The organism is Alkalibacter saccharofermentans DSM 14828 (assembly GCF_900128885.1).
Taxonomy (GTDB): domain Bacteria; phylum Bacillota; class Clostridia; order Eubacteriales; family Alkalibacteraceae; genus Alkalibacter; species Alkalibacter saccharofermentans.
The window spans coordinates 25933-51339 of the sequence record NZ_FQTU01000013.1 but is presented as its reverse complement, the minus strand read 5'-3'; the positions used below and the strand labels follow the sequence as shown (position 1 = coordinate 51339).

General features: G+C 40.2%; 21 protein-coding genes, 1 tRNA gene and 1 pseudogene. 5 read left to right on the top strand and 18 right to left on the bottom strand.

All coding sequences use genetic code 11. The annotated features are described in order from the left end of the window. The 4 genes and pseudogenes from BUB93_RS08985 to BUB93_RS08970 form a co-directional block, all read right to left on the bottom strand. Positions 1-684, bottom strand: a pseudogene (locus BUB93_RS08985) (methionine ABC transporter ATP-binding protein); the annotation flags it as partial. A gap of 32 nt (positions 685-716) precedes the next feature. Further along, positions 717-1163, bottom strand: coding sequence for an RrF2 family transcriptional regulator (locus BUB93_RS08980; RefSeq protein ID WP_073271247.1), 447 nt, complete (start codon positions 1161-1163; stop codon positions 717-719). Between the two features lie 15 nt (positions 1164-1178). Beyond that, the gene (locus tag BUB93_RS08975; protein WP_073271245.1) at positions 1179-1631 is read right to left on the bottom strand and encodes an RrF2 family transcriptional regulator; all 453 of its coding nucleotides are present in this window, start codon (positions 1629-1631) and stop codon (positions 1179-1181) included. 1493 nt (positions 1632-3124) lie between these two features. Then, positions 3125-3421 carry a hypothetical protein gene (locus tag BUB93_RS08970; RefSeq protein WP_073271243.1) on the bottom strand — a complete coding sequence of 99 codons (297 nt, stop codon included), beginning with the start codon at positions 3419-3421 and terminating at the stop codon, positions 3125-3127. A gap of 436 nt (positions 3422-3857) precedes the next feature. Here BUB93_RS08970 and BUB93_RS08965 point away from each other — a divergent pair, with 436 nt between their 5' ends. Continuing rightward, positions 3858-4058 (top strand): tyrosine-type recombinase/integrase, encoded by a 201-nt coding sequence (locus BUB93_RS08965; RefSeq protein ID WP_073271241.1) that lies wholly within the window; start codon positions 3858-3860, stop codon positions 4056-4058. Between the two features lie 129 nt (positions 4059-4187). Here BUB93_RS08965 and BUB93_RS08960 read toward each other — a convergent pair. The 3 genes from BUB93_RS08960 to BUB93_RS08950 form a co-directional block, all read right to left on the bottom strand. Beyond that, positions 4188-4263 (bottom strand) — tRNA-Val (locus BUB93_RS08960). Between the two features lie 43 nt (positions 4264-4306). Then, positions 4307-6481, bottom strand: a complete 2175-nt coding sequence (locus BUB93_RS08955; protein WP_073271239.1) for a heavy metal translocating P-type ATPase — start codon at positions 6479-6481, stop codon at positions 4307-4309. Further along, on the bottom strand, positions 6474-6788 hold the full coding sequence (locus BUB93_RS08950; RefSeq protein WP_073271237.1) for an ArsR/SmtB family transcription factor: 315 nt from the start codon (positions 6786-6788) through the stop codon (positions 6474-6476). The genes BUB93_RS08955 and BUB93_RS08950 overlap by 8 nt, the downstream gene beginning before the upstream one ends. Positions 6789-6927: 139 nt before the next feature. On the opposite strand from BUB93_RS08950, the gene BUB93_RS08945 reads away from it, so the two are divergent. After that, a complete protein-coding gene (locus BUB93_RS08945; RefSeq protein WP_073271235.1) occupies positions 6928-7605 on the top strand; it encodes a uracil-DNA glycosylase in 678 nt (225 codons plus the stop codon). A 105-nt stretch (positions 7606-7710) separates the two neighbouring features. Continuing rightward, positions 7711-9684 carry a fructose-1,6-bisphosphatase gene (locus tag BUB93_RS08940; RefSeq protein ID WP_073271233.1) on the top strand — a complete coding sequence of 658 codons (1974 nt, stop codon included), beginning with the start codon at positions 7711-7713 and terminating at the stop codon, positions 9682-9684. Between the two features lie 29 nt (positions 9685-9713). Here the strand turns inward: BUB93_RS08940 and BUB93_RS08935 are convergent, their stop codons facing one another. The 5 genes from BUB93_RS08935 to BUB93_RS08915 all read right to left on the bottom strand — a co-directional run bounded on the left by BUB93_RS08935 (position 9714) and on the right by BUB93_RS08915 (position 15284). After that, the gene (locus BUB93_RS08935; RefSeq protein WP_073271231.1) at positions 9714-10430 is read right to left on the bottom strand and encodes a DUF6320 domain-containing protein; all 717 of its coding nucleotides are present in this window, start codon (positions 10428-10430) and stop codon (positions 9714-9716) included. 5 nt (positions 10431-10435) lie between these two features. Beyond that, entirely contained in the window at positions 10436-11698 is a 1263-nt protein-coding gene (locus tag BUB93_RS08930; protein ID WP_073271229.1) for a hypothetical protein, read from the bottom strand. A gap of 14 nt (positions 11699-11712) precedes the next feature. After that, positions 11713-12705, bottom strand: a complete 993-nt coding sequence (gene gshAB / locus BUB93_RS08925) for a bifunctional glutamate--cysteine ligase GshA/glutathione synthetase GshB (protein WP_242945461.1) — start codon at positions 12703-12705, stop codon at positions 11713-11715. 96 nt (positions 12706-12801) lie between these two features. Beyond that, on the bottom strand, positions 12802-14487 hold the full coding sequence (locus tag BUB93_RS08920) for a DEAD/DEAH box helicase (protein ID WP_073271227.1): 1686 nt from the start codon (positions 14485-14487) through the stop codon (positions 12802-12804). A 134-nt stretch (positions 14488-14621) separates the two neighbouring features. After that, positions 14622-15284 carry an HAD family hydrolase gene (locus BUB93_RS08915; protein WP_242945460.1) on the bottom strand — a complete coding sequence of 221 codons (663 nt, stop codon included), beginning with the start codon at positions 15282-15284 and terminating at the stop codon, positions 14622-14624. Between the two features lie 183 nt (positions 15285-15467). Here BUB93_RS08915 and arsB point away from each other — a divergent pair, with 183 nt between their 5' ends. Beyond that, positions 15468-16514, top strand: a complete 1047-nt coding sequence (gene arsB, locus BUB93_RS08910; protein ID WP_073271225.1) for an ACR3 family arsenite efflux transporter — start codon at positions 15468-15470, stop codon at positions 16512-16514. Positions 16515-16621: 107 nt separating this feature from the next. Beyond that, the gene (locus BUB93_RS08905) at positions 16622-17506 is read left to right on the top strand and encodes a universal stress protein (RefSeq protein WP_073271223.1); all 885 of its coding nucleotides are present in this window, start codon (positions 16622-16624) and stop codon (positions 17504-17506) included. A gap of 52 nt (positions 17507-17558) precedes the next feature. On the opposite strand, the gene arsA is transcribed toward BUB93_RS08905, so the two are convergent. The 6 genes from arsA to BUB93_RS08875 form a co-directional block, all read right to left on the bottom strand. Then, the gene (gene arsA, locus BUB93_RS08900; RefSeq protein ID WP_073271221.1) at positions 17559-19301 is read right to left on the bottom strand and encodes an arsenical pump-driving ATPase; all 1743 of its coding nucleotides are present in this window, start codon (positions 19299-19301) and stop codon (positions 17559-17561) included. Positions 19302-19317: 16 nt separating this feature from the next. Continuing rightward, positions 19318-19686 (bottom strand): arsenite efflux transporter metallochaperone ArsD, encoded by a 369-nt coding sequence (arsD, locus tag BUB93_RS08895; protein WP_073271219.1) that lies wholly within the window; start codon positions 19684-19686, stop codon positions 19318-19320. Between the two features lie 21 nt (positions 19687-19707). After that, positions 19708-21357, bottom strand: a complete 1650-nt coding sequence (locus tag BUB93_RS08890; protein WP_073271217.1) for an FAD-dependent oxidoreductase — start codon at positions 21355-21357, stop codon at positions 19708-19710. Between the two features lie 171 nt (positions 21358-21528). Continuing rightward, on the bottom strand, positions 21529-22683 hold the full coding sequence (locus tag BUB93_RS08885; RefSeq protein ID WP_073271215.1) for a mannitol-1-phosphate 5-dehydrogenase: 1155 nt from the start codon (positions 22681-22683) through the stop codon (positions 21529-21531). Between the two features lie 8 nt (positions 22684-22691). Then, positions 22692-23129, bottom strand: a complete 438-nt coding sequence (locus tag BUB93_RS08880) for a PTS mannitol transporter subunit IIA (RefSeq protein WP_073271213.1) — start codon at positions 23127-23129, stop codon at positions 22692-22694. A 21-nt stretch (positions 23130-23150) separates the two neighbouring features. After that, the gene (locus BUB93_RS08875; RefSeq protein WP_073271211.1) at positions 23151-25283 is read right to left on the bottom strand and encodes a BglG family transcription antiterminator; all 2133 of its coding nucleotides are present in this window, start codon (positions 25281-25283) and stop codon (positions 23151-23153) included. Between the last annotated feature and the right edge of the window lie 124 nt (positions 25284-25407).

Genomic DNA, 25407 nt, shown 5'->3' with positions numbered 1-25407 from the left:
GATATCTTTTGTATATCCGTTTTTGACGATATTGGCGCTTTCAATAACGGCAACCTTGTTGCAGATCGTCTCAACTACCTTCATCTCGTGGGTTATAATAACAATGGTTACACCCATTTTCTCGTTAATGCTCTTCAAAAGGTTCAAAATAGACAAGGTAGTCACAGGATCCAGGGCAGATGTTGCTTCATCACAAAGCAGGACCTTTGGGCTGTTTGCAAGCGCTCTGGCAATAGCCACTCGCTGCTTTTGCCCCCCGCTTAACTGGGCAGGATAGCTATGGGACTTTTCCTCAAGGCCTACCAGGTGCAAAAGCTCCAAGGCTCTTTTTTTTGCTTCCACCTTGTCCACTCCGGCAATTTCCAAAGGAAACTTGATATTGTCTATTACATTTCTCTGCATCAATAGATTAAAATCCTGAAATATCATACCTAGGCTCTGTCTTACTTTAATCAGCTGGGACTTCTTCATCGCGGTAATCTCTTCCCCGTCGATGTACACCTTCCCCATAGTCGGTCTTTCCAGAAGATTTATGCATCTTACCAACGTGCTTTTTCCTGCGCCACTTAGTCCTATGACTCCGTATACGTCTCCCTTTTCTACTTCCATGCTTACATCGTCCAATGCTAGGAAGTCTCCCCTTTTATTGCTGTATATCTTAGTTACGTTCTCAATTTTTATCATAACGGGCTACCCTTTCAAAATACTGTGTCTGTTTATATATGGTACATATGAGGCAACATTCCGTGGTTTTTTTTGTAATCTTCCACCAGTTCCTCAAGTGTTATTGAATCCACTAACTCGTTGATGTTTTTATCAATTTTTTCCCAGACATTTTTATAAACGCATTGTGCAACGCTTTTCTCTTCGCTGTCTGACTTTGCTTTTTCGTCTACGATGGACAAATCCCCTTCGAGAATTCTGAGAACCTTGCCAACTGTGATGTTTGCCGGCTCTACGTTTAACAGATACCCTCCTTGGGCTCCTTTTATGCTTTTGACCACGCCGTTTTTTCTAAGTGTGGCAAAGACCTGCTCAAGGTAAATTTCAGATATATTCTGCCTTTCAGCAATCTGCGCCAATGGCTGATGCCCTTTGGATGAATGCACTGTCAGGTCTACCAGGGCTCTTAGGCCGTATCTTCCTTTAGTTGAAAGCTTCATCTTATCCTCTCCGAATCAAATATAATATTCAAGATTATTTTCCTTGTTCATCTTATCAAAACATTCTGACAAATCTTGTATCGTCACCTCATCCAAAACTATGGATATCTCTTCCATCATTTTTTTCCAGACTACTCGAGTCACACATTTTTCGTAATCGCTGCAGCACTGTTTCTCGTCGGAATTGTCAAGACAAGCAACAGGAGCCAGACTGCCCTCTACCGCTCGAACCACATCTCCTGCTGTAATTTTCGAAGCCTCTCTTGCAAGTTTGTATCCGCCCTGAGACCCTCTTATGCTCACCACGATGTTATTTTGGCGCAGTAGAACAAACAGCTGTTCCAAATAATTTTTTGATTTTTTCAACCTGTTAGCTATGCTATTCAAGCTTTCAAGTTCATCTTTTGCATGGTAGGAAAGATCCACCACAGCCTCCAGGGCATAACGTCCCTTTGTCGAAATTTTCATGACCATAACCTCCAAATATTCTACTCTATATTATCACTTAAACAAAGGCTGTTCAACATTTAATGGCTTTTCTCAAAGAAAATCGATAGTATTACTAATATCATTATCAAATAAAAAAAAGATGCATATCATAGTTATTATGATAACATCTTTTGCCTGTGCAATTTAACACTACAAAAAATCAAGTGGGTAAATTCAATTGTATCCTTATTTAGGCAACCATATTTTCAGACTTTATCGACAGTCACTTATCCTCATTTGAGATCAAAAGCCAAAAGCACAAAGCATTGATTGCTCCATGAATTTTTATTAAGTCCAACTTAATAAAACAACCGATTGACTTATGACCTCTTTGATATTTTATATGCTTTAATGTTCGTTACAACCATGTACCCAAGAAGAACAGAGCACGCTTCGATTAGAATTTCGGAAAAAAATACCGTCCGAACAAATCTAAACTCTCCGGTTATTCTAAATATTTGCTCTGAAATGGCTGGATAATCAGGAGCACTACCTAAAAGCTCGTTATATCTCACCAAATGTGTTGTCACGTGGTAGTATAAAACAACAACTAAATACACAAGTGAAGGTACTACAAAGAATATGGTGCGGTTTTTCCAATCAATTTTTTCTTTATCATCAAATCCAATCAACAAAGCAATCAGTAACAAAATTACTATTTTAAAAATAAGATGTGGTGTATTATATGTTGCAAAAATCAGTAATTGCAAACTTTCAACTATGTAAACAATAACTAACAATAGTTAGAAATAATATTTATCAATATGATTTCTAACTTTCATGATGCCAACTCCTTAACTATTCTATCTTGAATCAAATTGTACTATATACAAGAAATGTTTTGATTTTGATGCTTTAAAGCATAGATTGCAATTAAAAGGGCTTATTAAGAGGATAGAGAATTGGTTAAATTGCATCATATCTTTTTTGCCAAACACTATTCTTTCTAATCTGCGTCAGCAAATACATAGCTAAATTGAGCTTTTTAGTTTTATTAACTCGTTCTTTCCCACATTACAGACGCAATCCAACTACTGCCACCTCTAGAAAAGTATCCATATGTGAATCCGGAAATATGAGTAATCCATCCAGTTAGTTGATAATAATATGGTGGTTCATTGTAATTGTAATAATAAGTATTGTTATGAGGATTATTTACTGTTCTGGAATTAAAATATTCATGTGGTCCAATATAAGTAGCTGTATCAAGAGCATAATGAGCTATACCTCTAGCACTCGTTCTAATATCCATCTTCGTGACACTGACAGATGAATCTAATACATTAATCTTTCCTTTTACGGAAGTGATTTTATAGGCTGGAACACCTTCTATGGTGCCCCAAGTATAACCTACGGTGAGATATAATTTCGCATTGCGTCCTAATACATCATCATACTCATCAACAGTTTCAGTTCCAGAACCTCTAGTTTGAACCTCAGCTATGATGTCAGCTGAAAAATCAGTGACAACATCACCATTTGAATTCGTTACTTCTTTTTAATTTTTGTGATGTACTTCCAATTGAAGTAACCTCCAAATAGAATTTTTCACCATTCTCATCCACATGCTCGGTCTCTGACAAGGATGCTATTGCCTTGAAGCTATCATCATCAGTAATACCCTCATCAATTCGTTGTTGTATCAGCTCTAAATCAGTAATTTTCTCTGAACGGTAAGTCACTGAGCGACTTTCGATACTTTTAGCATTTACAAAACTATACGACATCAATAGAACAATAAGTATGACTAATATTGATTTACTTTTCAAATTGGCACTTCCTCCCTATGCTTTAATCCTTAACATAATTATGTATACAATACAAACTATATTTTTCCACATCCTCTATCGTATCCTCCCTTTTAATAGACCCAACAATATTTTATCATACTATAAATTTATATACAATCCAGCAAGGGGATATGGATATTGGTTATGAGGGTGTCTTTGTATTCTTGAGAAGAAAAAAGCAGAGCAATACATCTGTATTTGAAGTAAAATCAATGTATCGTTGATGTAATACGAGAGTTATGGTATCCGAATTATATAACACTAAAAAATGATATCCTGAAGTCAAATTTGCCATTACTTCGGGCTTACGACAAGGTGAACTCCTTGCTTTAAAAGTTGATGACATTGAAAACATGATTTTTCTCGTGAAGAAAAGAGTTGCGAGGGTTAAAGAATTTACTGCGCCAATGGGTTATTGTTTCCTTCTGAAGTAGGAACAACTTTAAACGCTAGAACCTTGCTAAAATCATGGCAACGGATTTTCAAAAATATCGACGTGCCCTATAAAAAGTTTCATGCCTTAAGGCACACCTACGCTACATTGTTACTTAAAAAAGGTACGCCCCTGCACACCGTATCGTGGTTACTGGGACATACCTCTATTAAGACTGCATAAATTTATGCTAATGTCGTTGAAGAAAGCAAGAAAACCGAAGTTGAAAAAATCAACGACATACTAAGTGGTTAAATTTTTAAAGCTCTAGCTGATTGTTATATGTTAAGACTCTGAAAGCCTTGATATCATTGGTGATCCCGACTGGACTTGAACCAGCGACCTCTACCGTGTCAGGGTAGCGCTCTCCCAGCTGAGCTACGAGATCATTACCAATTTATTATACAGAGAACCTTTGATTTAATCAACCCTTATTTTAACTTTCCTCCGACGTAAAAAATTCTGCTCACATTCAATACGGCAATCAGCGTCACTCCAACATCGGCAAATACCGCAGCCCACATACTGGCATATCCAAGGGCTCCTAGGAGCATGACCACCCCTTTTATCCCAAGGGCAAATACTATGTTTTGGACAACTATCTTGTTTGTGTACTTTGCTATTTTAATGCCTTGAACCAGCTTTTTCGGATCATCTTTCATCAACACGATATCTGAAGCCTCCACTGCCGCATCAGAACCCAGGGAGCCCATGGATATTCCTATATCCGCCATTGCCAAGACCGGTGCATCGTTTATTCCGTCCCCCACGAATCCTATTGTCGCATTAGACCTTTTGTCTTTCTTTAGAATCTCAAAATGCTCAACCTTCTCTTGTGGCAGAAGCTCGGATTTGACTTCGTCCATATTCAATATTCCCGCCACATAATCTGCGATGTTTTTATGATCTCCCGTAAACATAACTGTCTTTTTTATTCCTTCGGACTTAAGATCTTCGACCAGGCCAAGGCTTCCATCCTTGATCTCATCAGCAATGAGTATATAACCTAGATATTTGCCCCCTGAGGCCACATGAACTACTGTTCCGATATCCATAAAATCCAAGTACTTTATTCCTGCATCCTCCATAAGCTTGTGATTTCCCGCAAGAATCTCAATTCCATCATATATGACTTTGACGCCTTTACCTCCGATATCAGTGTGCTTTTCAATTTTATGGAGGGAAAGCTCTTTATTGTATGCCTTCATGATAGAAGCGCCTATGGGGTGGTTCGACATCGATTCAGCCAAAGCTGCGCACTCCATAAATTCATCCTTTTGTACTCCTTCAGCCAAAACGACTTGCGTTACCTGAAAGATCCCCTTCGTTAGAGTTCCCGTTTTATCAAAAACTACTGTTTCCATGTTTTTCAAGGCTTCCAGGTACTGGCTTCCTTTAATGAGTATGCCTTCCTTTGATGCAGCTCCTATTCCTCCGAAATAGCCCAAGGGTATGGATATCACTAAGGCGCAAGGACAGGAAATCACTAAAAATATAAGTCCTCTATGCAGCCATTCACTAAAGGGGTCTCCCGTGACTATTGTGGGTATGATAGATATGGCAACTGCCATAGAAACTACTGCGGGAGTATAGTACCTTGCAAACTTAGTAATGAATTTCTCTGTGTTTGATTTTTTTGCTCCGGCATTTTCAATGAGATCTAGAATTTTAGCCACTGCCGAATCCCTATAAGTCTTTTTGACTACAGCCTTTACTGCCGATGTAGAATTGATGAATCCACCAAGAACTTTGTCCCCTACGCTCAGCTCTCTGGGCAGTGACTCTCCAGTCAAGGCTGAGGTGTCAAAAAGAGATCTACCTTCATATATTTCTCCATCCACCGGCATCTTCTCCCCCGGTTTTATTAATATCTCATCTCCTAAGTTCAATGACTCGGGGAATACCCTTTCAATCTTGCCATTTGAATATTTATTTGCATGCATGGCCTTTAAATCCACCAACTCTTTGATTGAGCGCCTGGAGTTATCTACGGCGTATGATTGAAACACTTCACCAACTTCATAGAATAGCATGACCGCCACTCCTTCACCGTATTCTCCTATGGAAAAAGCCCCAACCGTTGCAATGAACATTAAAAAGTTTTCGTCAAATATTTCTCTTCTGACTATATTCCTTAGTGCCGATTTGATTACGTCAAAGCCTATCAGCATATAACCCGCCAAATACCAAAACAGCGACGGGAGAACCACTCCGCTAAAAAACAGCGCATAAATATAAATCCCTATTCCAGCTAAAAGCCTGTAATTTGTAAAGAAATAAGGCACGATTCCCTTTTTTTCTGTTTTGCTATTCTCTCTCTTTTCATTCGATATGTCACAAACCTCATCTGATGTGAGGTTTAAGTGGATTTCTTCCTCATCCCTGTCTTTGATCCTTACGTTAACATGAGGTTCCAGTTTATTTACTATTTTTTTAATCTGGCTTATTATGTTTTCTTTAAGCTTTTCATCTTCAAACTCGATTTCCATAGTGCTGCTAACAAAGTTTAAGTTAGCTCTCTTAACCCCTGAAATCTTGTTTGTGCGTTCTTCTATTTTGCCTGCACAGCTGGTGCAGTTGAGACCTTCCAGTATTATCTTAAACATGTAATCCTCCGTTTTTTTTATGTTCTACATGTTCTCTGGCTACTTCCAAAATGACTTTTATATGCTCATCATCTAAAGAATAATACATCTTTTTGCCTTCCCGCCTGGCCTTTACCAATCCGCTGGCTTTAAGCAATCTCAGTTGATGGCTTATTGCAGACTGGCTTACCTCAGTCAGGTCCGTGAGACATTGAACGCAAAGTTCTTCTTTGAGCAAGGTGACAAGTATCTGCATCCTGGTAAAGTCGCCGAACACTTTAAAAAAATCCGCTATCTCCGTTATTTCTCTTGATTTTACATCATCCATCTATATCCCTCCAACATATGAGCATGTGTTCACATGTTCATTATAATTCTCCCAATAAAAAGTGTCAACGGATATTTGCGACTATGAAAAAAATTAAACTTGGGATAAAATATAATCATAAATCTGAAAGGAGCGAAATATGGCTGTTAAATTTAAAAACGACTGGAATGAAAAACTTAATGATGAGTTTCAGAAAGATTATTACAAGCACATGCGGGCTTTTTTAAAGCAGGAATACTATGCTTACACCGTGTATCCCCCTATGGAAGATATATTTAATGCTCTGAATTACACTTCATATGGAGATACTAAAGTGCTGATACTGGGCCAGGATCCATACCACGGACCCAACCAGGCCCATGGGCTATGTTTTTCTGTAAACCCTAAAACGCCTGTGCCTCCCTCTTTGCAAAATATATACAAGGAGCTTAAAAGCGACTTAGGTCTTAAGATTCCAAACAATGGCTATTTAAGAAAATGGGCACATCAAGGCGTGCTCCTATTAAACGCCGTTCTTACAGTCAGAGCCGGAATGGCCGGTTCTCATAGCAAGATAGGATGGCATGAATTTACCGACCACATAATATCTTTGCTAAATGAAAAGCATGAGCCTGTGGTCTTCATTCTATGGGGAAAGTACGCTCAGTCAAAGGAACATCTAATAACAAACAAGCGTCATCTCGTAATAAAGTCTCCTCATCCCAGTCCTTTATCCGCCAGTAGAGGGTTTTTCGGAAGCCGGCCTTTTTCAAGAACAAATGATTTTTTGTCGAGTCACGGGCTTAAAGAGATCGACTGGCAAATTGAAGATATATGATATCATAAATATTAATTTCACACGTCATTAATAGTATATAATTGATTTCAGTGACATATTATAGTATTATATTACTTATACTATACACCGATCGGAGGGAATCCCTTGAAGAGCTTTAAAGAATCCCAATTAATCGAAAACAAAGAGTATCTGGAGCTTCTTTCAGAGAAATTTTCAAACATTTCATCCACAGCTTCCGAAGTCGTAAACTTGAAGGCAATACTCAATCTGCCGAAAGGCACGGAACACTTTTTGACCGATCTGCATGGGGAGCATATCGCTTTCAATCATGTGATGAGAAACGCCTCAGGCGTAGTCCGGCGAAAGATCAACGATGTGATGGGAAAAACTCTTTCCCAAAAAGACATTACCGAACTGGCAACTCTGATTTATTATCCAGAAGAAAAGCTTCAACTTGTCAAAAGAACCAACTCGGATTTAACCGACTGGTATAAAGTGACTATTTACAGACTCATTCAGGTCTGTCGAGATGCTTCGTCAAAATACACCCGCTCCAAAGTAAGAAAAGCCCTCCCCAAAGACTTCGCCTATATGATGGAAGAACTTTTACACGAAGACGAGGAAAGGTTTAATAAAAAGGAGTACTACAATAAAATCATCGATACCATCGTCGAGCTTGAAAGTGCCGACCAATTTATTACTCAGATTTCAGCCGTTATACAGAGGCTGACTATCGATCATCTGCATATACTGGGCGATGTTTATGACAGGGGTTCTGGTGCCCATTTTATTATGGACACACTCGTAAAACATCATTCCGTTGATATGCAGTGGGGAAACCACGACATATTGTGGATGGGCGCTGCCGCAGGTGATACTGCCTGCATATCAAATGCCGTCAGGATCTGCTTGAGGTATGCCAACATGGACATACTGGAGGAGGGCTACGGAATAAACATGCTCCCACTGGCCACCTTTGCCATGAGGGCATACAAGGATGACCCTTGTAAAAAATTCATGCCCAAGCTACCTCCAAACGAGATTTTATCTGATAACGACCGAAATCTTCTAGCCAAAATGCACAAGGCAATCGCGATGATACAGTTCAAACTCGAACACCAGATAGTAGAAAAAAACCCGGATTTTTTGATGAGCCATCGTCTCCTTCTCGACAAGGTCGACTACCAGACCCACAAGATCAACATCGATGAGAAAACGTACAAATTAAATACCACTTATTTCCCCACCATAAATCCTGAGAAGCCTTGGGCGTTGACGGATGATGAGAAAGTCGTTATAGACAAGCTCCAAACCTCTTTTCTTACAAGCGAAAAGCTACAGACCCATATAAGGTTTATGTACTCCAAAGGAAGCATCTATTTGAAACACAACGGAAATCTTCTTTTCCACGCGTCAATACCCATGAACGAAGACGGCAGCTTTAAGAGTATCAATCTATACGGAGAAAAAAATTCTGGTAAAGCGCTGATGGATAAAATGGATCTATGGGCAAGGGAGAGCTATTTCAGCCGGGGCAACAAAACCTCCGGCACTGATTTTTTATGGTACCTCTGGTGCAACGAAAATTCTCCCCTGTTTGGCAAGGATAAAATGGCCACCTTTGAGCGTTACTTCATAGATGATAAAAAAGCTCATAAAGAAAACTATGCTCCTTATTTTATAATGGTGACAGATGAAAAGATAGCCTTGCAGGTATTGACTGAATTCGGCTTGGATCCCAAAGAAAGTCATATTATTAACGGTCATGTTCCAGTAAAAACAGGCGCAGGCGAAAGCCCCATAAAGGCCAACGGAAAGCTTTTGGTAATAGACGGAGGATTTGCCCAGGCATATCAGAGTACTACCGGCATCGCGGGTTATACGCTTATCTACAACTCTTACGGACTGCAATTGGCTAGCCACGAACCCTTCGAGTCTGTGGATAAAGCCATCAATGAAGGCATCGACATCAGATCCACTACCAGCGTTATTGAAAAAGTCGTTGACAGAAAAAAAGTTGCGGATACGGATATAGGCGATAGGCTTAGAAAGCAAATAGATTATCTCGAGATGCTCATAGCCGCATATCGCAAAGGAATCGTAAAGGAAAAGTTTTAGAAAAAGACGGATTGGAATCCGTCTTTTTTCTAAATATGGAATCTTCTTTTAATTTCTTCTTTAATATTTATCGGAAAATAATAGTGAAAATAAATAAGCGCAAGAGCGAGCAAAAAAGTGGGTATCCCTGCTATCAACGACCATATAAAGTGAGGCGCTCCTGCAACAAAAATGCTAATGGCCCATTCCAGGAGAAAAAAATACATGGTTGCAAATATCATGTTTACCGCTACATAAATCAGAAGCCTGTTTTTAAGATAACTGTAGGTAAATACGGCCAGCAGCGAAAACAAATACAGCCCTAAAACAAGAGGCAGCCCCAGCTGAAAGAACCAAGTCACCGCCCCGCTTAAATAGTCCAGCGCATATAAAAGTCCCAGAGTATTGATGGATGCTGCAGTAAGGTAAAAATATCTGCTTGGAATAAATTTTAAAAAGATGCCGATGTATACCCATAAGGATATGGTAGAAGCTATGCTGTACTTGGCCCAGGTTATTTCTTCTTGAAGATACATATTCACAGCGTACATAATTATTATGGCAAGGCCAAAAATTAATGTTATGCTCTTTAAAACTTTCTTTTTTACTTTCTTGAACTCTTCGGGATATATGTTTTCCGGGGTGGGAAATGGATGAACTTTAAGCTCTTCACGTTCATCTACATCAGGTATAGGATATTCGCAAAGAGGACAATTGAGTCCGCCTTTTTTAACTTTAACTCCACACTTGGGGCAATAAGCAGCCATATAAATCACTCCACATTCGTTTCTATTTCTACCGGGATTCCGAACTCCACGATATTTCTAAAAAATTCTCGCTCTACTTCTTTTTCATGTGTAAGCTTTCCAAAACTCATATAAAGCTTGTCCTTATATCCTACTGCGGCAGCCTTTATGATATTCCCGCTGCTTGGGGGAGGGTACATCTCGAACTTTTCAATCTTTCTTTCCATCTTTTCAGGAACTTTGACGAGTCCCACGTTTGATATTCCTGTGCTAAATCCCCTCTCGCCGTAAAAATGAAATATCCATGGCATTATAGCGTCTTTTATGAAAACCGGAAAGGCTCTTAAAAATACATTTCTCTCGTTCTTTACATTTCTACTTATCATTTGGTTGATATAACGTTTGTCCACTTGAATCTCCATGAAATTCTTGACGTACTTAATTATCTCTTCAAAGCTATAATGTCCAAGCCTGGGATCCACAACGGGAGTTACCGATACGAAAAAATTCCTCATGGTATTTGATGGATACATCTTCCTTAAATTAACAGGAACGTTAAGGACTACCGGTCGTTTCTTATAGCCGTTTTTTTCTATCAACTCCAGTATAGTCTTGAAATATACGGCGCATATGAATTCGGTAATCGTAGTATTATAGCTCTTTGCGGTTTCTTTCAAGGCATCCATATCGATAGCACCGGTAACCACTGAGTATATGCCTTTGGGAAGCAGCTTGTATGGAAAATGAAAGGCCTTTTTTATACGCTTCTGAGCCGGATACTTCTTAATATAATATTTGGAGAACCCGTCTTCCAGCTCTTCTTCTGCAGCCTGTCCATCAACAGGGGCAATATCTCCTTCAATCCTAATACTTTCGCCTACAAGCCTAAAATATTCGTATAATAGGGATTTTAAAAACACGAAAGCTCCTGTGCCATCAGTTATGGCATGTGTAAATTCAACGCTTATTCTATTTTTAAAGTACAGGACCCTAAACGGGAAGTTAGACTTTTTCTTAATATTGTAGTTCATGCAGGGATAGTGTCTCTCTTTTAACGGTACCGGTACATTATCGCTTTCTTCAACATAATACCAAAATACACCTTTTTTAATATGAGTATTAAAGTACGGGAACCTCTTGATCAGATTTTTCAGCGAGGCTTCCAGTATCGTTTCGTCGATTTTGTCATATAAGGTTGCGGATACTCTAAACAATGTGGTATCCATGGGGTTTATTATCGACACATACAGTCTTCCTGCATTATCCAGGCGAAACCATTTCTTTTGCATTATAATCCCCCCATTTAAAAGCCCAGTAGATCAAGCACCTTTTTTTCAACTTCCCTATTCATCCCTAAATATGGGTGATTATGCATATGTATCGCAGGATTGAAATTCAGTTCTATCACTCCATAGTTGCCATTATTCGGCTCCTTTTGAACGTCATCTATCATTATGTCTGCTCCTGTAATTTTAGCACCCACCGCTTTTGCGCATTTCAATGCAATTTCAGTGTAACCTGGATGTACTTGATCAGTATAATCTATGCTGTCACCACCTGTACTTATATTGGAATTTTCCCTCAGATATATTTTTTCGTCTTTCTTCGGCACATAATCCAACTCGAGGCCCTGCTTTCTCAAAAACTCCACTTCCACACTTCCAAGCTTTATTTTTTCAAGCGGGGTGATGTACCCTTCACCCCTTCTGGGATCTCTATTTTTAATCTCTACGAGCCTTTCAATTGAGTTGGTACCATCCCCTTTGACATTGGCCGGTTCCCTGTGTAAAATTGCAACTACCTCATCGCCAACGACCAAGAACCTAAATTCTTTTCCCGATATGAACTCCTCTATCAACACCGTGTCGTCATAGGCTAAAGCGTATTCCACTGCATTTTCAAGCTCATTGGGACTGCCTAGATCTTTAATCACAAAAACACCCAACCCAAAATTCGTTGACAGAGGCTTCACTACCAGATCTTTGCCAAAAAATATACCATAATGCTCCCGCGCTTCATTTAAATTTTTTATCCTTACACCTGACGGAACTCTTATGCCCACTTCCTTCAAGAGCAACTTGGTTACTTCTTTATTTCCCATTACCTCTGCAGATACGTATGTATCCGCAGAGGTTTTTGTAGCTTGACGGATAATCTCAGTCTTCATCCCTTTTGTCAACCTAATAAAGTTTTCATCTCTGTCTAATATTTCAACCTGTATGTTTCTTATCAAAGCCTCTTTTACTACTGCCTGTGTAGAAAGCTCAAGGCCTTCCAGATCAATACCGGAACTCACGCGAACAACCTCCCATCAACGTATTCTTAATTTAATATTACATGTTATCCATCCTCAAGGCAAATAAAAAAAGCGCCGGTTAAAGCGCTCTATAAATCAGTATCTCTTGGTCTTTCCTCTTTTTGAGCCTCTGTCATATTGGCTTTTCTTTCCTTTGGACACGGCTTTTCTGCCTGCTTTCGCACGCTCGATGCTTATTTTTTTGCCCTTTATAGTGTTTTGTCCCATTATTTCAAGAACTTCATCGGCAAATTCTTCCGGAATTTCCACGAAAGTATAGTCTTCGAAAATATCTATGCTACCGATTCTGTTTCCGCTGACACTTGTTTCACCAGCTATGGAACCAACTACATCTCCAGGTTTTATGTGATGATTTTTTCCTATATTTATAAACATTTTTGCCATCGGCTCATTCGATCTGCCTTTAGACTGCTTCTTGAAGGTTTGCTCTTTGTTAAAGCCCTTGAAATCCACATTCTCTTTTTCCGGAAGCTCAAGCTCCGATTTCACTAAAGCCGCGGCAACCTCGATTGCCTGATAGTCTTCAGTCTCCAATACCTTCTCTATGATCTTGATATATCTATCCAAACCGCCTTTGTCAATCTCGGTTTTGATTCTTTGCAAGAATGTATCGGTTTTTATGGTTTCTATTTCTCCGATGCTAGGTATAGGATGTCTTTTAATCTTCTTTTTTGTGTAGTTCATGACGTTTTTAAGCAAGTAGTAGTCTCTTGGAGTCACCATGGTAAATGCACTGCCCGCTCTTCCTGCCCTGCCCGTTCTTCCTATCCTGTGGACATAATACTCTTCATGGCTTGGCATGTCATAATTAAGAACCAGCTCCACGTCGTCTATATCAAGGCCTCTAGCCGCAACATCTGTTGCCACAAGGATATCCAGATCGTTTCTCTTGAATTTGCTGATTACAGAAGATCTTATCGACTGTTTCATGTCTCCATGTATCTTATCAACGCTGTATCCTCTTGTTTGAAGAAGATCTGTAACATCGTCGACCTTTCTTTTGGTGTTGCAAAAAACGATGGTAAGTTTTGGATTATAGACATCTATCAGCCTTGTCATAACCTCCATCTTGTCTTTTTCCTTTACTTCCAGGTAGAATTGCTCAACATTTGGCGTAGTAAGCTCTTTATGCTCTACTTTAACCATTTTAGGATTAGTCTGATATTTATTGATTATCTCCAATATGGCTTTTGGCATCGTTGCCGAAAACAACAGCGTCTGTCTTTCTTCTTTCACGCTTTCAAGTATCGTTTCGATATCTTCCCTGAAACCCATGTTCAACATCTCATCAGCTTCATCCAAGACGAATTTTTTAAGATTGTCGATTTTAAGGGTCCTTCTCCTAATATGGTCCATGACTCTTCCCGGAGTTCCTATAACGATTTGAGCTCCTCTTTTAAGTCCTTGAATCTGCCTGTCTATTGACTGTCCTCCAAATACCGGAAGAACCTTAATGCCTCTTTTATACTTTGCAAGCTTGCTTATCTCTTCGGATACTTGAAGAGCAAGCTCTCTGGTAGGACACAGTATCAATGCCTGCGTTCTTTTGTCTTCTTGATCTATGCTGTCGATGGTGGGTATCCCAAATGCGGCGGTCTTGCCAGTTCCTGTCTGCGCCTGACCTACGATATCCAAGCCTTCGTAAACAAAAGGTATCGCCATTTGCTGAATTGGAGTCATCTCCTCAAAACCCATATCCTCTACAGCTTTTTTAATCTCGCTGCTAATACCGGCTACTTCTTCGAACTTCATTTTTTCCATTTTATCATTCCTTTGAATTTTTTAAGAATTATATGCATACTCGTTTGTCGATTATCTGGACTATATCTGAATAAAAACTATTTTGACGTGTACTACAAAATCCTCATCATTTCATTATAACACCATCATAAGCTTTAGTCTATTAAAATCGCTTTCAGCCTGTTCTCAACTTCCCAAATGCTTTCTACTATTAAATCTGCAGGAGATAAATCCTGATTCCCCGAGTTTGGATTCTTATAACCTATCGTGTACATTCCAGCCGCCTTCGCCGCTATTACTCCCGCCGCCGCATCCTCAATTGCCATGCACTCCACCGGCGAGATTCCAATAAGCTCGGCCGCTTTTAGATATATATCCGGCTCTGGCTTGCTTCTTGTCACCTCGTCACCGCTTACCAATGCCCCAAAATAATTTATCAAATCCAAGCTTTTCAATATGCTCTCAATAAAATATTTTGGCGAAGATGATGCCAAGGCTATTTTTATATCTTTTTTGTGCAGTTTCTTTATGAGACTTTCTATGCCTCTTACTGCAACGATGCTGTCTTTTCCGAAAAGCTCTTTTTTATAGTAATCCTGACGTTTCGTAAGCTCTTCCACTGTAGCCTTTATCTGATGCCTTTTGATTAAATCCGACCACATGGCTTCATTCCCTACGCCGATGTACCTCTGCATCTCATCGAAATCCACCTCCACTCCGTAATCTTCCAGGGTTTTTGTATCGCATAAATAGTGTATTGGCTCACTGTCCACTATCACGCCATCCATGTCAAAAATCACGCCAGTTAATCTTTTCAATTAGATCCCTCCTTTGCTTCCATATTATAATAATATCAAAGAAGAGTTGTCGTTGGTATCCTTTTATTATGTTAATTTTTTGTTATGCTTTCTAAACGCATCTCATTTTCTATTGATATTTAAAACCTTCTATGCTAGTATATGACTATAAGCGAATATAGTAATTGCATAGGAGGAGTAATAATGAGTAAAAACAAAACATCTGGCATAGGTTTTTTCGAGAGATATCTTTCAATATGGGTTGCCTTGTGCATGATAGTTGGAGTGTTGATCGGCGTATACTTGCCTGAGATACCTGAATTTTTAAGTCGATTTGAATACGCCAGCGTATCTATTCCCGTCGCCATTTTAATTTGGCTGATGATTTACCCAATGATGCTTAAAGTAGATTTTAACAGCATCAAGCAGGTAGGTCAAAACCCTAAAGGCCTTATCATTACATGGGTGACCAACTGGCTTATTAAGCCCTTTACCATGTTTGGTATAGCCTCGTTGTTTTTCTTTGTAATATTTAAAAGCCTTATCCCTACCGATATGGCCCGAGAATACTTGGCCGGGGCAGTCTTGCTTGGCGCCGCTCCCTGCACAGCCATGGTTTTTGTATGGAGCCACCTTACTAGAGGCAATCCCGCCTACACCTTGGTTCAGGTCGCTACGAACGACTTGATAATACTTGTAGCATTTGTTCCCATAGTAGCCATACTCCTTGGAATAAGCGATATAATCGTTCCTTGGTCTACTTTGTTTCTATCCGTCGTCCTGTTTGTAGTAATCCCTTTGACCGGGGGCTGGCTGTCAAGGGTGTTGATCAGCAAGAACAAAGGTATTGATTACTTTGAGAATGTCTTCATACCAAAGTTCAACAATGTGACGATCATAGGTCTTTTGCTTACTTTGATAATAATTTTTTCCTTTCAAGGACAGATCATTGTAGACAACCCGATAAATATAGTTTTAATCGCCATTCCTTTGATCATCCAGACTTTTTTAATCTTTTTTATAGCTTACTTATGGTCGAAGGCTTGGAAACTTCCTCACGATGTAGCAGCCCCTGCCGGCATGATTGGCGCTTCAAACTTCTTTGAGCTTGCTGTAGCTGTAGCCATATCCCTATTTGGTCTTCAGTCCGGAGCTGCTATGGCGACTGTAGTCGGGGTATTGGTGGAAGTTCCTGTTATGCTCACTTTAGTAAAGATTGCCAACAATACGCGAGGTTGGTTCAACAACTGACAATTTATGGGGGCAGCAAATAAAGTTTGCTGTCCTTTAATTACATCAACCTAATTACGGGTAACAATATATTAAGAATAAATCCAATACCAAAAGGAGAGAGCGGCATGTTTAAAAAAGTAATCATAGCAACTGATTTATCACCTGCTTCATACGCACTAATAAAATGCCTTGGCAATCTAAAACCCTTAGGGACTGAAGAATGCCTATTGCTCCAGTGTCTCAGTGTGCAGGAAACAGCATCAATCGCCTTGTCATATACTGCTTCAGTCTTGGAGGATAGTCTTAAAAAGCAAAAAGAGCTTCTCGAGGGATTTGGCTACAAAGTAGAAACCAGGATAGTACCCGGCGTGGTCAAAAATGAGATAAACCGCATAGCTTTAAATGAAAACTATTCCGTGATAGTAACCGGTGCTCAAAAGCAGTCAGCTGCCAGCGAGGCTTTTTTCAGAGGCTTGGCTTACGATTTAATTCACCATGCGAAAAAACCAGTTCTTCTTCTTCGCCTTATTGAGTCAGAGGATGGAGCCACATGCTCCAGAGCTCTCGATTTACAAGGAAAGTCCCACATTGTTTTCCCTACCGACTTTTCAGAAAATGCAGACCATGCATTTTCCTACTTGACTCAGATAGTTGAGTCGGGACCTAAAAAGATTACTTTGATGCATATTCAGGATCAATCTAAGATTGCTCCATACCTTTTAGACAGGCTCGAGGATTTCAACGAAGTGGATTACCAGAGGCTTGAGAAGCTTAAGCAGGTGCTTCTCGAAAAGGGCGCTGAAGATGTAGACATTCAAATCAAACTAGGCTCCCCCTTTAAGGAAATAATAGATTTTGCAAATACCTCATCGGCAGAATTGATAGTAATGGGCAGCCAAGGTAGAGGCTTTGTAAAAGAGTTGTTCCTTGGAAGCGTAAGCCACAACATCGCCAGAAACGCCGATTGCTCAGTGTTGTTGATTCCTGCAAAGCGTTCCAAGAGCGATTGAGACAGCCTTAAAAATCCAGGCAAATATAAAGCCCGCATTTTGCGGGCTTTAATCATATGCTTAAAAGCATCTCTTCCTTCACATCTTCAGGATACCACCTAACAAGTGCCAGGTTTCCCTCGGTGTGTCTGTTTATATCGTTGATCCACTGAATCTCGCTTTCAGCCTTTGCTTTCAGAAGCTTGTTTTCAGTCTTTGTCGCATACAATGAAGAGTTTATTACCCACCACTTGCTGTATATGCCCGCTCTCGCAAGGTCAATTTCCAGTCTTTTGGCTTCAAACACAGGCGTAGTCTCAGCAAGGCTGACTATTATGACTTCTGTCTCTTTATCGTTTCTAAGTCTTGGCAGAAGTTTTCTGACTGATTCCGGTATGTCTCCCTGTGTTCTTTCAATTTCCTTGTGATAACTCTGGGTAGAATCAAGCAACAGCAGGGTATGACCCGTAGGAGCCGTGTCTATTACCACTACTTCTTCATCTGCTTTTTCAACTATTTGGGCAAAAGCTCTAAAAACAGCAATTTCCTGAGTGCATGGAGATCTTAAATCTTCTTCTATATACGCAATATCCTCTGCAGACAGGTTATCTCCAGCGGCTGCCAATACAGTTTTTTTGTAATCCTCAAGCACTTTCTCTTCGTCTATGTGGCTCAAGGTAATATTTTCATTCCCCTTAACAACATATTGAAGGTGGGCAGCGGGATCAGTGGTAGTAAGATGAACCTTTTCTCCCCTTGCAGCCAAACCTAATGCTATCGCTGCGGCTATAGTTGTTTTTCCCACTCCTCCTTTTCCCATGGTAAAGATTACTTTCTTCTCGTTTTTATAAAGATCTTCAACAATGGCATCAATGTTTTGATCACTTTCAAAGCTTACCTGCTCTAAACTCTCACTGAAGTTGTCTTCACTTAGAAAAGCTCTTATGTTTTTAGCACCGACTACATTGTAACCTCTCAGCGGAATAGCGCATGTTTCGAGATCCTTAAGCTCTGCCGGCATATTTTCCAGGGCTGTCGCTTGTTTATCATACAGCCCTTTTGATATTTCGTCATCGTAATCCAGCAACATGCCGTTTAATATAAGCCACTGATTTTTCACCCCAATATCCGCAAGTTCTTTCGATGCCCTTCGAGCCTCTTTGAGTGGAGAATCCTCCGGCCTTGCTACAAGTACCAATGTGGTCAGACTTGAATCCGCTAGTGTTTCTACAGCTTTTTCGTAGATTTCTTTTTTGCTCTCAAGACCCGACAGCTGCCCCAGGCAAGATGCTCCATGGGTATTTTCACTTATAAATCCGCTCCATGCAGAAGGCAATTGCAGCATTCTCAGCGTGTGCCCTGTTGGTGCAGTATCAAATATAATGTGATCGTACTCCAGTTGTGCATCTTTGTCTGTTATAAAATTGGAAAACTCGTTGAATGCGGCAATTTCTACAGTGCAGGAACCTGATAGCTGCTCTTCCATATTGGCTATTACTTCCTCTGGAAGCTTGCCCCTGTACGGACCGACAACACTTTCTTTATAATCTTTTGCCGCTTCGATAGGATCTAGATTAGCCACCATGAGCCTTTCAAAACCTAAAAAAGGGCACGCCCTGTTTGAAAGCTCCGTCTCAAAGACATCCTGCAGGTTCGAAGCAGGATCGGTGCTTATAAGCAAGACTTTCTTCCCACTGTCTGCAAGGGCAACAGCCGTTGCGCATGCTGTAGACGTCTTTCCAACGCCACCCTTTCCGGTAAAAAATAAATATTGGGTTATTTTGTTCTCCAAAGGTTTGTAATTTTTAAATTTCATATATTCTTCCTTTCACTCAACAGCATCCGCTTCCCGGACAGCATCCCTCGCTATTTGTTTTTGTCTCTTCCAATGATGTTATGTCAACCTCAAGACCCAGGGCAATTTCTTCATTGGTTGGATAGCAGGATGTCTTAATAATCTCTCCATCAATCAACGTCAACGGGAGGCTCTTTATTCCGTTGTCCGTCATATGGGCATTCACCCTTTTATTTTCTACAAATTTTTCAGGATTATTCGCAAGGTTAAACCTTTCAATTTGAAAGCCCTTTTTCTCCAAGTTGCCAGCCACTGTAGATATTCTTATTAGCTCCTTGTCCACGCTTACTCCACAAAGACCTGTAGGACAACACATTGCCGGTTCATATATTTCCATTTTTTTCATAACGACACCTCTTTATTTTCTTTATTTTTTCTTTTTTTCCATGTATCTCTTGTAGGTCTTGTGACCTCCCGATACGCTATATACCTTTTCAAATCCATTGCATATAAGGATGTTTTGAGCTGCATTGCCCGTAACCCCCTTGTTGCAATAGGTAACTGCTATTTTTTCCTTATCGACCTCTCCTAGTCTTTCCCTTAACTCGTTGTGGGGAATATTGACAGCCGTGGGTATATGGTGTTTCTGATACTGGCCCTCGACTCTGGCATCAATGATCACGTATTCATCTCCTGAATTAATCAACGCGTCGACCTGGGTGGCCGTCAAAAGCTTCCTACCTTTACTTATTGCATTGTCCAATATCATACCCGAATACATTACCGGGTCTTTAGTAGTAGAGTAAGGCGGAGCATATGCTAAATCTAGATGAAACAGGTCCTCAGCTTTTGCTCCAAAAGTTATAGCGGTAGCAAATACGTCCACACGTTTATCCACGCCATCTTCTCCTATAACCTGCACTCCTAGCACCCTTCCTGTCTTCCTGTCGGCTATGGCTTTGATGACGATCTCCTTGCCTCCCATATATTCCGGTCTGGAGGGTTTGATATTGTGGCTGATTTCCACGTCGTAGCCCATTGATTTTGCTTCCTTTTCCGATAGACCGGTCTGCCCGACGGCGAGATCAAAAACCCTAAATATACCGGTGCCAAGTATGCCCCTAAATTCCAGATTTCCACCTGTTATATTTTCGCCAGCGATTCTACCCGTCTTGTTCGCAGTAGAACCTAATGGTCTATAAATAGGTTTTTTCGTAATCACATGATAATGCTCGATGCAATCTCCACAGGCGTATATGTCCTTTATGTTGGTTTCCATCTTTTTATCGACTTTGATTCCTCCGCTATCTCCTAGATGTATCCCCGCTTCCTTAGCAAGCTTAGTGTTGGGCCTGACTCCTGTTGCCAGGATTATCATCTGAGAAGCTATCTTTTTACCACTAGATAAGATTACACCCTCCTTGGTAATTTCCTTAACCGATGTCCCTGTGTGAACTTCAACACCATTTTCAGACAAGTGATCCTCAACATATCCGGCCATGTCTTCATCAAGACCCGGAGTTACCTGGTCTAGCATCTCAACAACTGCAACTTCGAGACCTAGAGCCTTAAAGCTCTCACAAAGTTCCAATCCTATAAAACCCGAGCCTACTATCGTCGCTTTTGACGGAGCGCTTTCCTCCAAGTATTCTTTTATCCTGTACATATCGGTTATATTTCTAAGACTAAATGTATTGTTTTTATCCATTCCCTCTATAGGAGGCTTTACTGAATATGCTCCTGTCGCTAAAACCAATTTGTCATAGCAGTCTTCAAACTCTTCTCCAGTCACAAGGTTTCTTACCTTAACTGTTTTATTTTCCCCATTCAGATATAAAACTTCATGCTTAGTCAAAACATCAATATTGTATTTAGACTTGAAAAAAGCCGGGTCCCTGGGAGTCAGCTTCTCTGGGTTATCTATCTCACCACCTATGAAATAAGGCATTCCACATCCTGAGTAGGAAATGAACTCATCTTTTTCATAAATCGTTATCTCTGCACTCTCATCGCTTCTTCTTGCCTTAGCAGCAGCCGAAGTCCCTGCTGCAACCGCTCCTATTACTATGATTCTCATTTAGCTTCCTCCTCGCATTATATTACCGTAAGTGAATATGGTAATATAATATCACACTATTTTCTTTCATACAATAGGGTGAAAAGCAAAACCTAAAGCTTAACACAAACTAAATATTTGCATAACAAAAAACCGAGTTCATATAAAACCCGGTCCTTGTCTTAATATACATTAACTTTTTGAATGCTTTTTTAATATCAGTTTAAAAAGCTCTTCCTCTTTAGAAAGTCCACAGACATCTTCCAATACCTTTTCAAGCCCTTTTTCTTTAAGCATGCTGTCAAGCTCGATTGATTTCGGGTCATTTTGCGTCTTAAATGAGAGAGCCGCCAGGATTCCTGCAATCAAATTTTCTGGCACTATGCCATAGCTTAAGGCCGTCCTCGCAGGCGCAATCAGTCTATCCGTAGGTCCCAGCTTTCTTAAAGGGTCTCTACCGACCCTTTCAACGGGATCCGCGAGAGCCGTGTTTTCAAACCTAGATATTATTTTTTCCATGTATTTTTGATGCTCATCCATATCGAATCCATGTTTCTTAACAAGGGCTTGCCCCACTTCTCCCATGGATGCTACAACGATCTTGCGAACCTCACCGTCGTTGATTGCCTGGTGAACGTACTCCAAATTATTCTGATACCCGAGATAAGCGGTCACTGCATGAGCGGTATTCAAGGTAAACAGCTTTCTTTCGATATAGGACGGCAGGTTATCAACTAGATTCATGCCCTCAATTTTAGGCACGTCTCCAACCAACTTCTCCTTTTCCACGTTCCATTCAAAAAACGGTTCCACCGCTACAGATAAAACATCTTGTTTATCCTCTTTTGCTTCGGGTACAATTCTGTCAACCGTGGTATTAGGAAATCCTAAATTTTCATCTGCATATCTTTTGCCTTCTTCGGTCAAGTTTTCATATACTGACGCTTTTAATATGTCGCTGTTTCCCACCGCATTTTCGCATGCCAAGAAGTTCAGCCGTTTTACGGATTTTAATTCAGCCATCTTCTCTATAGCCTTTGCAATTGTTTTTGCGATAACCGGCAGTATGTTGACTCCTACCGCTGTAGTCACAAGATCGGCTTTTAGAAGCTTTTCAACAACGGCATCCTCATCTCTTCCGGATATGCCTCCTACATTTTCAACAGTTAAAGTCTCCTCGTCCTTCCCTGCGATAATGACATCGTATTTGCCTTTTAAGTTAAGTTCATCTATGATTTTTTCATTTACATCTACAAAGTAGACTTCATAACCGGATTTTGCAAGCAAAAGTCCGATGAATCCTCTGCCGATGTTGCCCGCTCCAAAATGCACTGCAATTTTTCCCATTAGGCACCTCACACGCTTTGGGTGAATTTTTTGTATATTTCACCCGCATCCTTCGCGCTTATCATTTCTTCCACATTTTTTTCTTCACTGAATATAGTGGCTATGTTTGCTAGAATGTCTAAATGCTGGTTGTCTTTTCCGGCAATTCCTATGACCATGTATGCCTTGTTGCCATTCCCGAAATCCACGCCTTCCGGAACCTGGATTACAACTATCCCGGAATTTTTAATCACATTGCCTTCTCTAGATTTTGCCACTCCGTGAGGTATAGCAAGTCCGTTGCCCATGTAGGTGCTCATGACCTTCTCTCTTTCTTTCATGAGGTCGATATAGCTTTCATCAACATATCCCGAATCCACCAGCAGCTTTCCTGCATATTCAACAGCTTCGTCTTGGTTTGTCAACTTAGCTCCCATTATTATGTTTTCTTTTTTTAGAATATCCATCTTATTTCCTCCTGCGTCTTATTAGACTTTACAATTTTTTATATAGTTTTGAATGAACTGATTAAAACTGATCATGACTACTTCCTTAATTTCCTCTTCATCTCCAATTCTCAGCATTGGTATAAAGTCTTCTGCCTCCACTATCATTGCGCTAAGCTGACTAAGCATCTCTTTGTGCTCTCTAGGAGTGTCACATCCCATAAGTAGCATCAACACCGTATCAACTAGTTCTTTGTTTCCTTCTGCATCAGTAAATGCAACAGGTGATTTCGTTCTGAATACACCTGCGATGACTTCATCCACAGACTCGCTTTTAGCGTGCACCAATGCCAGGTTTTTTGATTTGATGGCCGTACCCATAAGATCTTCCCTACGCTTGATATCTTCAAAGAGCTTCTCTACTCTGGCTCTGTCTTGACCTGAAACGTACCTAGCTATATATTTCAGTAGTTCATCCCTGTTGTTTATAGTTATCTTTTCTTTTAAGAAAAAATCCCTATTCAGTTTCTCCGACGCCTCAATATACCTTTTTAGCTTTACCATGTCGAAAGTCTGTTTTTTCCCGTATGAATTCACTTGGTCCTGGCTTTTAATATCTACGTTGTAATCGTCAATGCCGACGATTCCGATCCTTTTCTTTAAAGCCATAACATCTTCCCCTGTCAATAGGGGGTTCACGACGATGTAGTCAAAACTTCTTTCTCCCAGATTGATAGTGGAGACTACTAAATCGACGCCTGGATGCTCTGCCAAAAAATCTTCTGTCTCTTCTATCGCCGTATGTCCAACCACCTCTATTTCTCCAACCTCCTTGATGAGCTTGGAGCTTAATAACCTAGAAGTACCCAGCCCGCTTGGGCAAACCACCAATATGTGCACCCGTTCTTTTTTTGCAGACTTTTTTCTTTCAAGATAGGCTCCAAGATGCATGGCTACAAATCCAGTCTCTTCCTCAGGGATTTCACACCCTATTTCGTCTTCCAAGACCTTTAATATGGTCTGACTTAGATCGAAGAGATCTTTATATTGCTTTTTTATCGCCTCCAACAATGGGTTTCTTATGGGCATATTAAGTTCCAGTCGGGTTATTGCCGGTTTTAAGTGAATTAAAAGCCCCATATATAAATCCTTGTCGTTATTAAACTCTATCCCTGTTAGTTCTGCAGCTTTCTTGAGCATACGGTTGACGATGCCTGTCACATCATATTTAAGATATGTCCCTTTTTCTGTAGGCAGCCTCTCAATGCTTACTTTCGCGCCTCTCAGATGCATAGTTATATATGCGACTTCATCTATCGGTATCTTTATTCCGAACTCTTTTCCCAGCTTTGCTCCGGCTTTTTGGGCTACTTCAAATTCAGGCGTTGGTCTCAAGTTGCTTAAGACTTCCTCTGAGACTTTAATGGTATCGCCGCTTTTTAGCCTTGAAATTGCTAAAATCGTGTGTATCAAAAGGCCTATGTAGGCATCATCGGTAAGCTTCTCTCCTAGTTCCTTTTCCATGCTTCTAATAACCTCTTCAACACGGATTATAGTCTCTTCTTCCACAAGTCCTAAAAGCCTATCTGCTATATTGACATGAGCCTTTTCACTGGATGTTTCTGTAATCTTTTTCTTTATAAGCTCTCTTACGTCCTTGAGATCTAGCCCTTGGTAAAAAATATTCATTATCGCATTACGAATCCGCTTTTCATCCCCTTTCACGTACAATCCAAGTCCAGGTTTTCTTACAAGTTCAAGACAGTAATCCTTTAGAAATACCTCCACCTTATCCAAATCCGATATGACCGTATTTTCTGTTACATTTAGCTTGTCAGCCAGATAAAAAATCTTCACCGGTTCGCTGCTTAATAAAAGCTCTGATAGTATTATGAAACGCCTTTTTTCAGGGTCATACTTGGTGGTCCCCAAATCCTGCTCTATCAAATCTTCTACTTTCTTTCTGGCATCGCCTTCCCAAAGAGTTTCAAAACCCGCACTTATTCTTCCCTTTGGCAAAACCTGGTTCTCTTCAATCCAGCTAGTAATTTTATTTAAGTCCCTGTATAGTGTCCTTGGGTGTATATCCAATTTATCCGCTATTTCATTTGACGCTTGAGTCTTGTTGTCTAAAATGTATCGAAGCACTTGAAGCTGTCTGGAATTAATCTTCAATAAATATCACCTCCATTTCGAAGAGGCGGGCTTAACTATGTTATACCCATAATTTCTCTTTTTATCTTTTAAAAAGGAGATAGCGCGTATTTTTCGCACTATCTCTCTAGTTATGCTTCGTTCC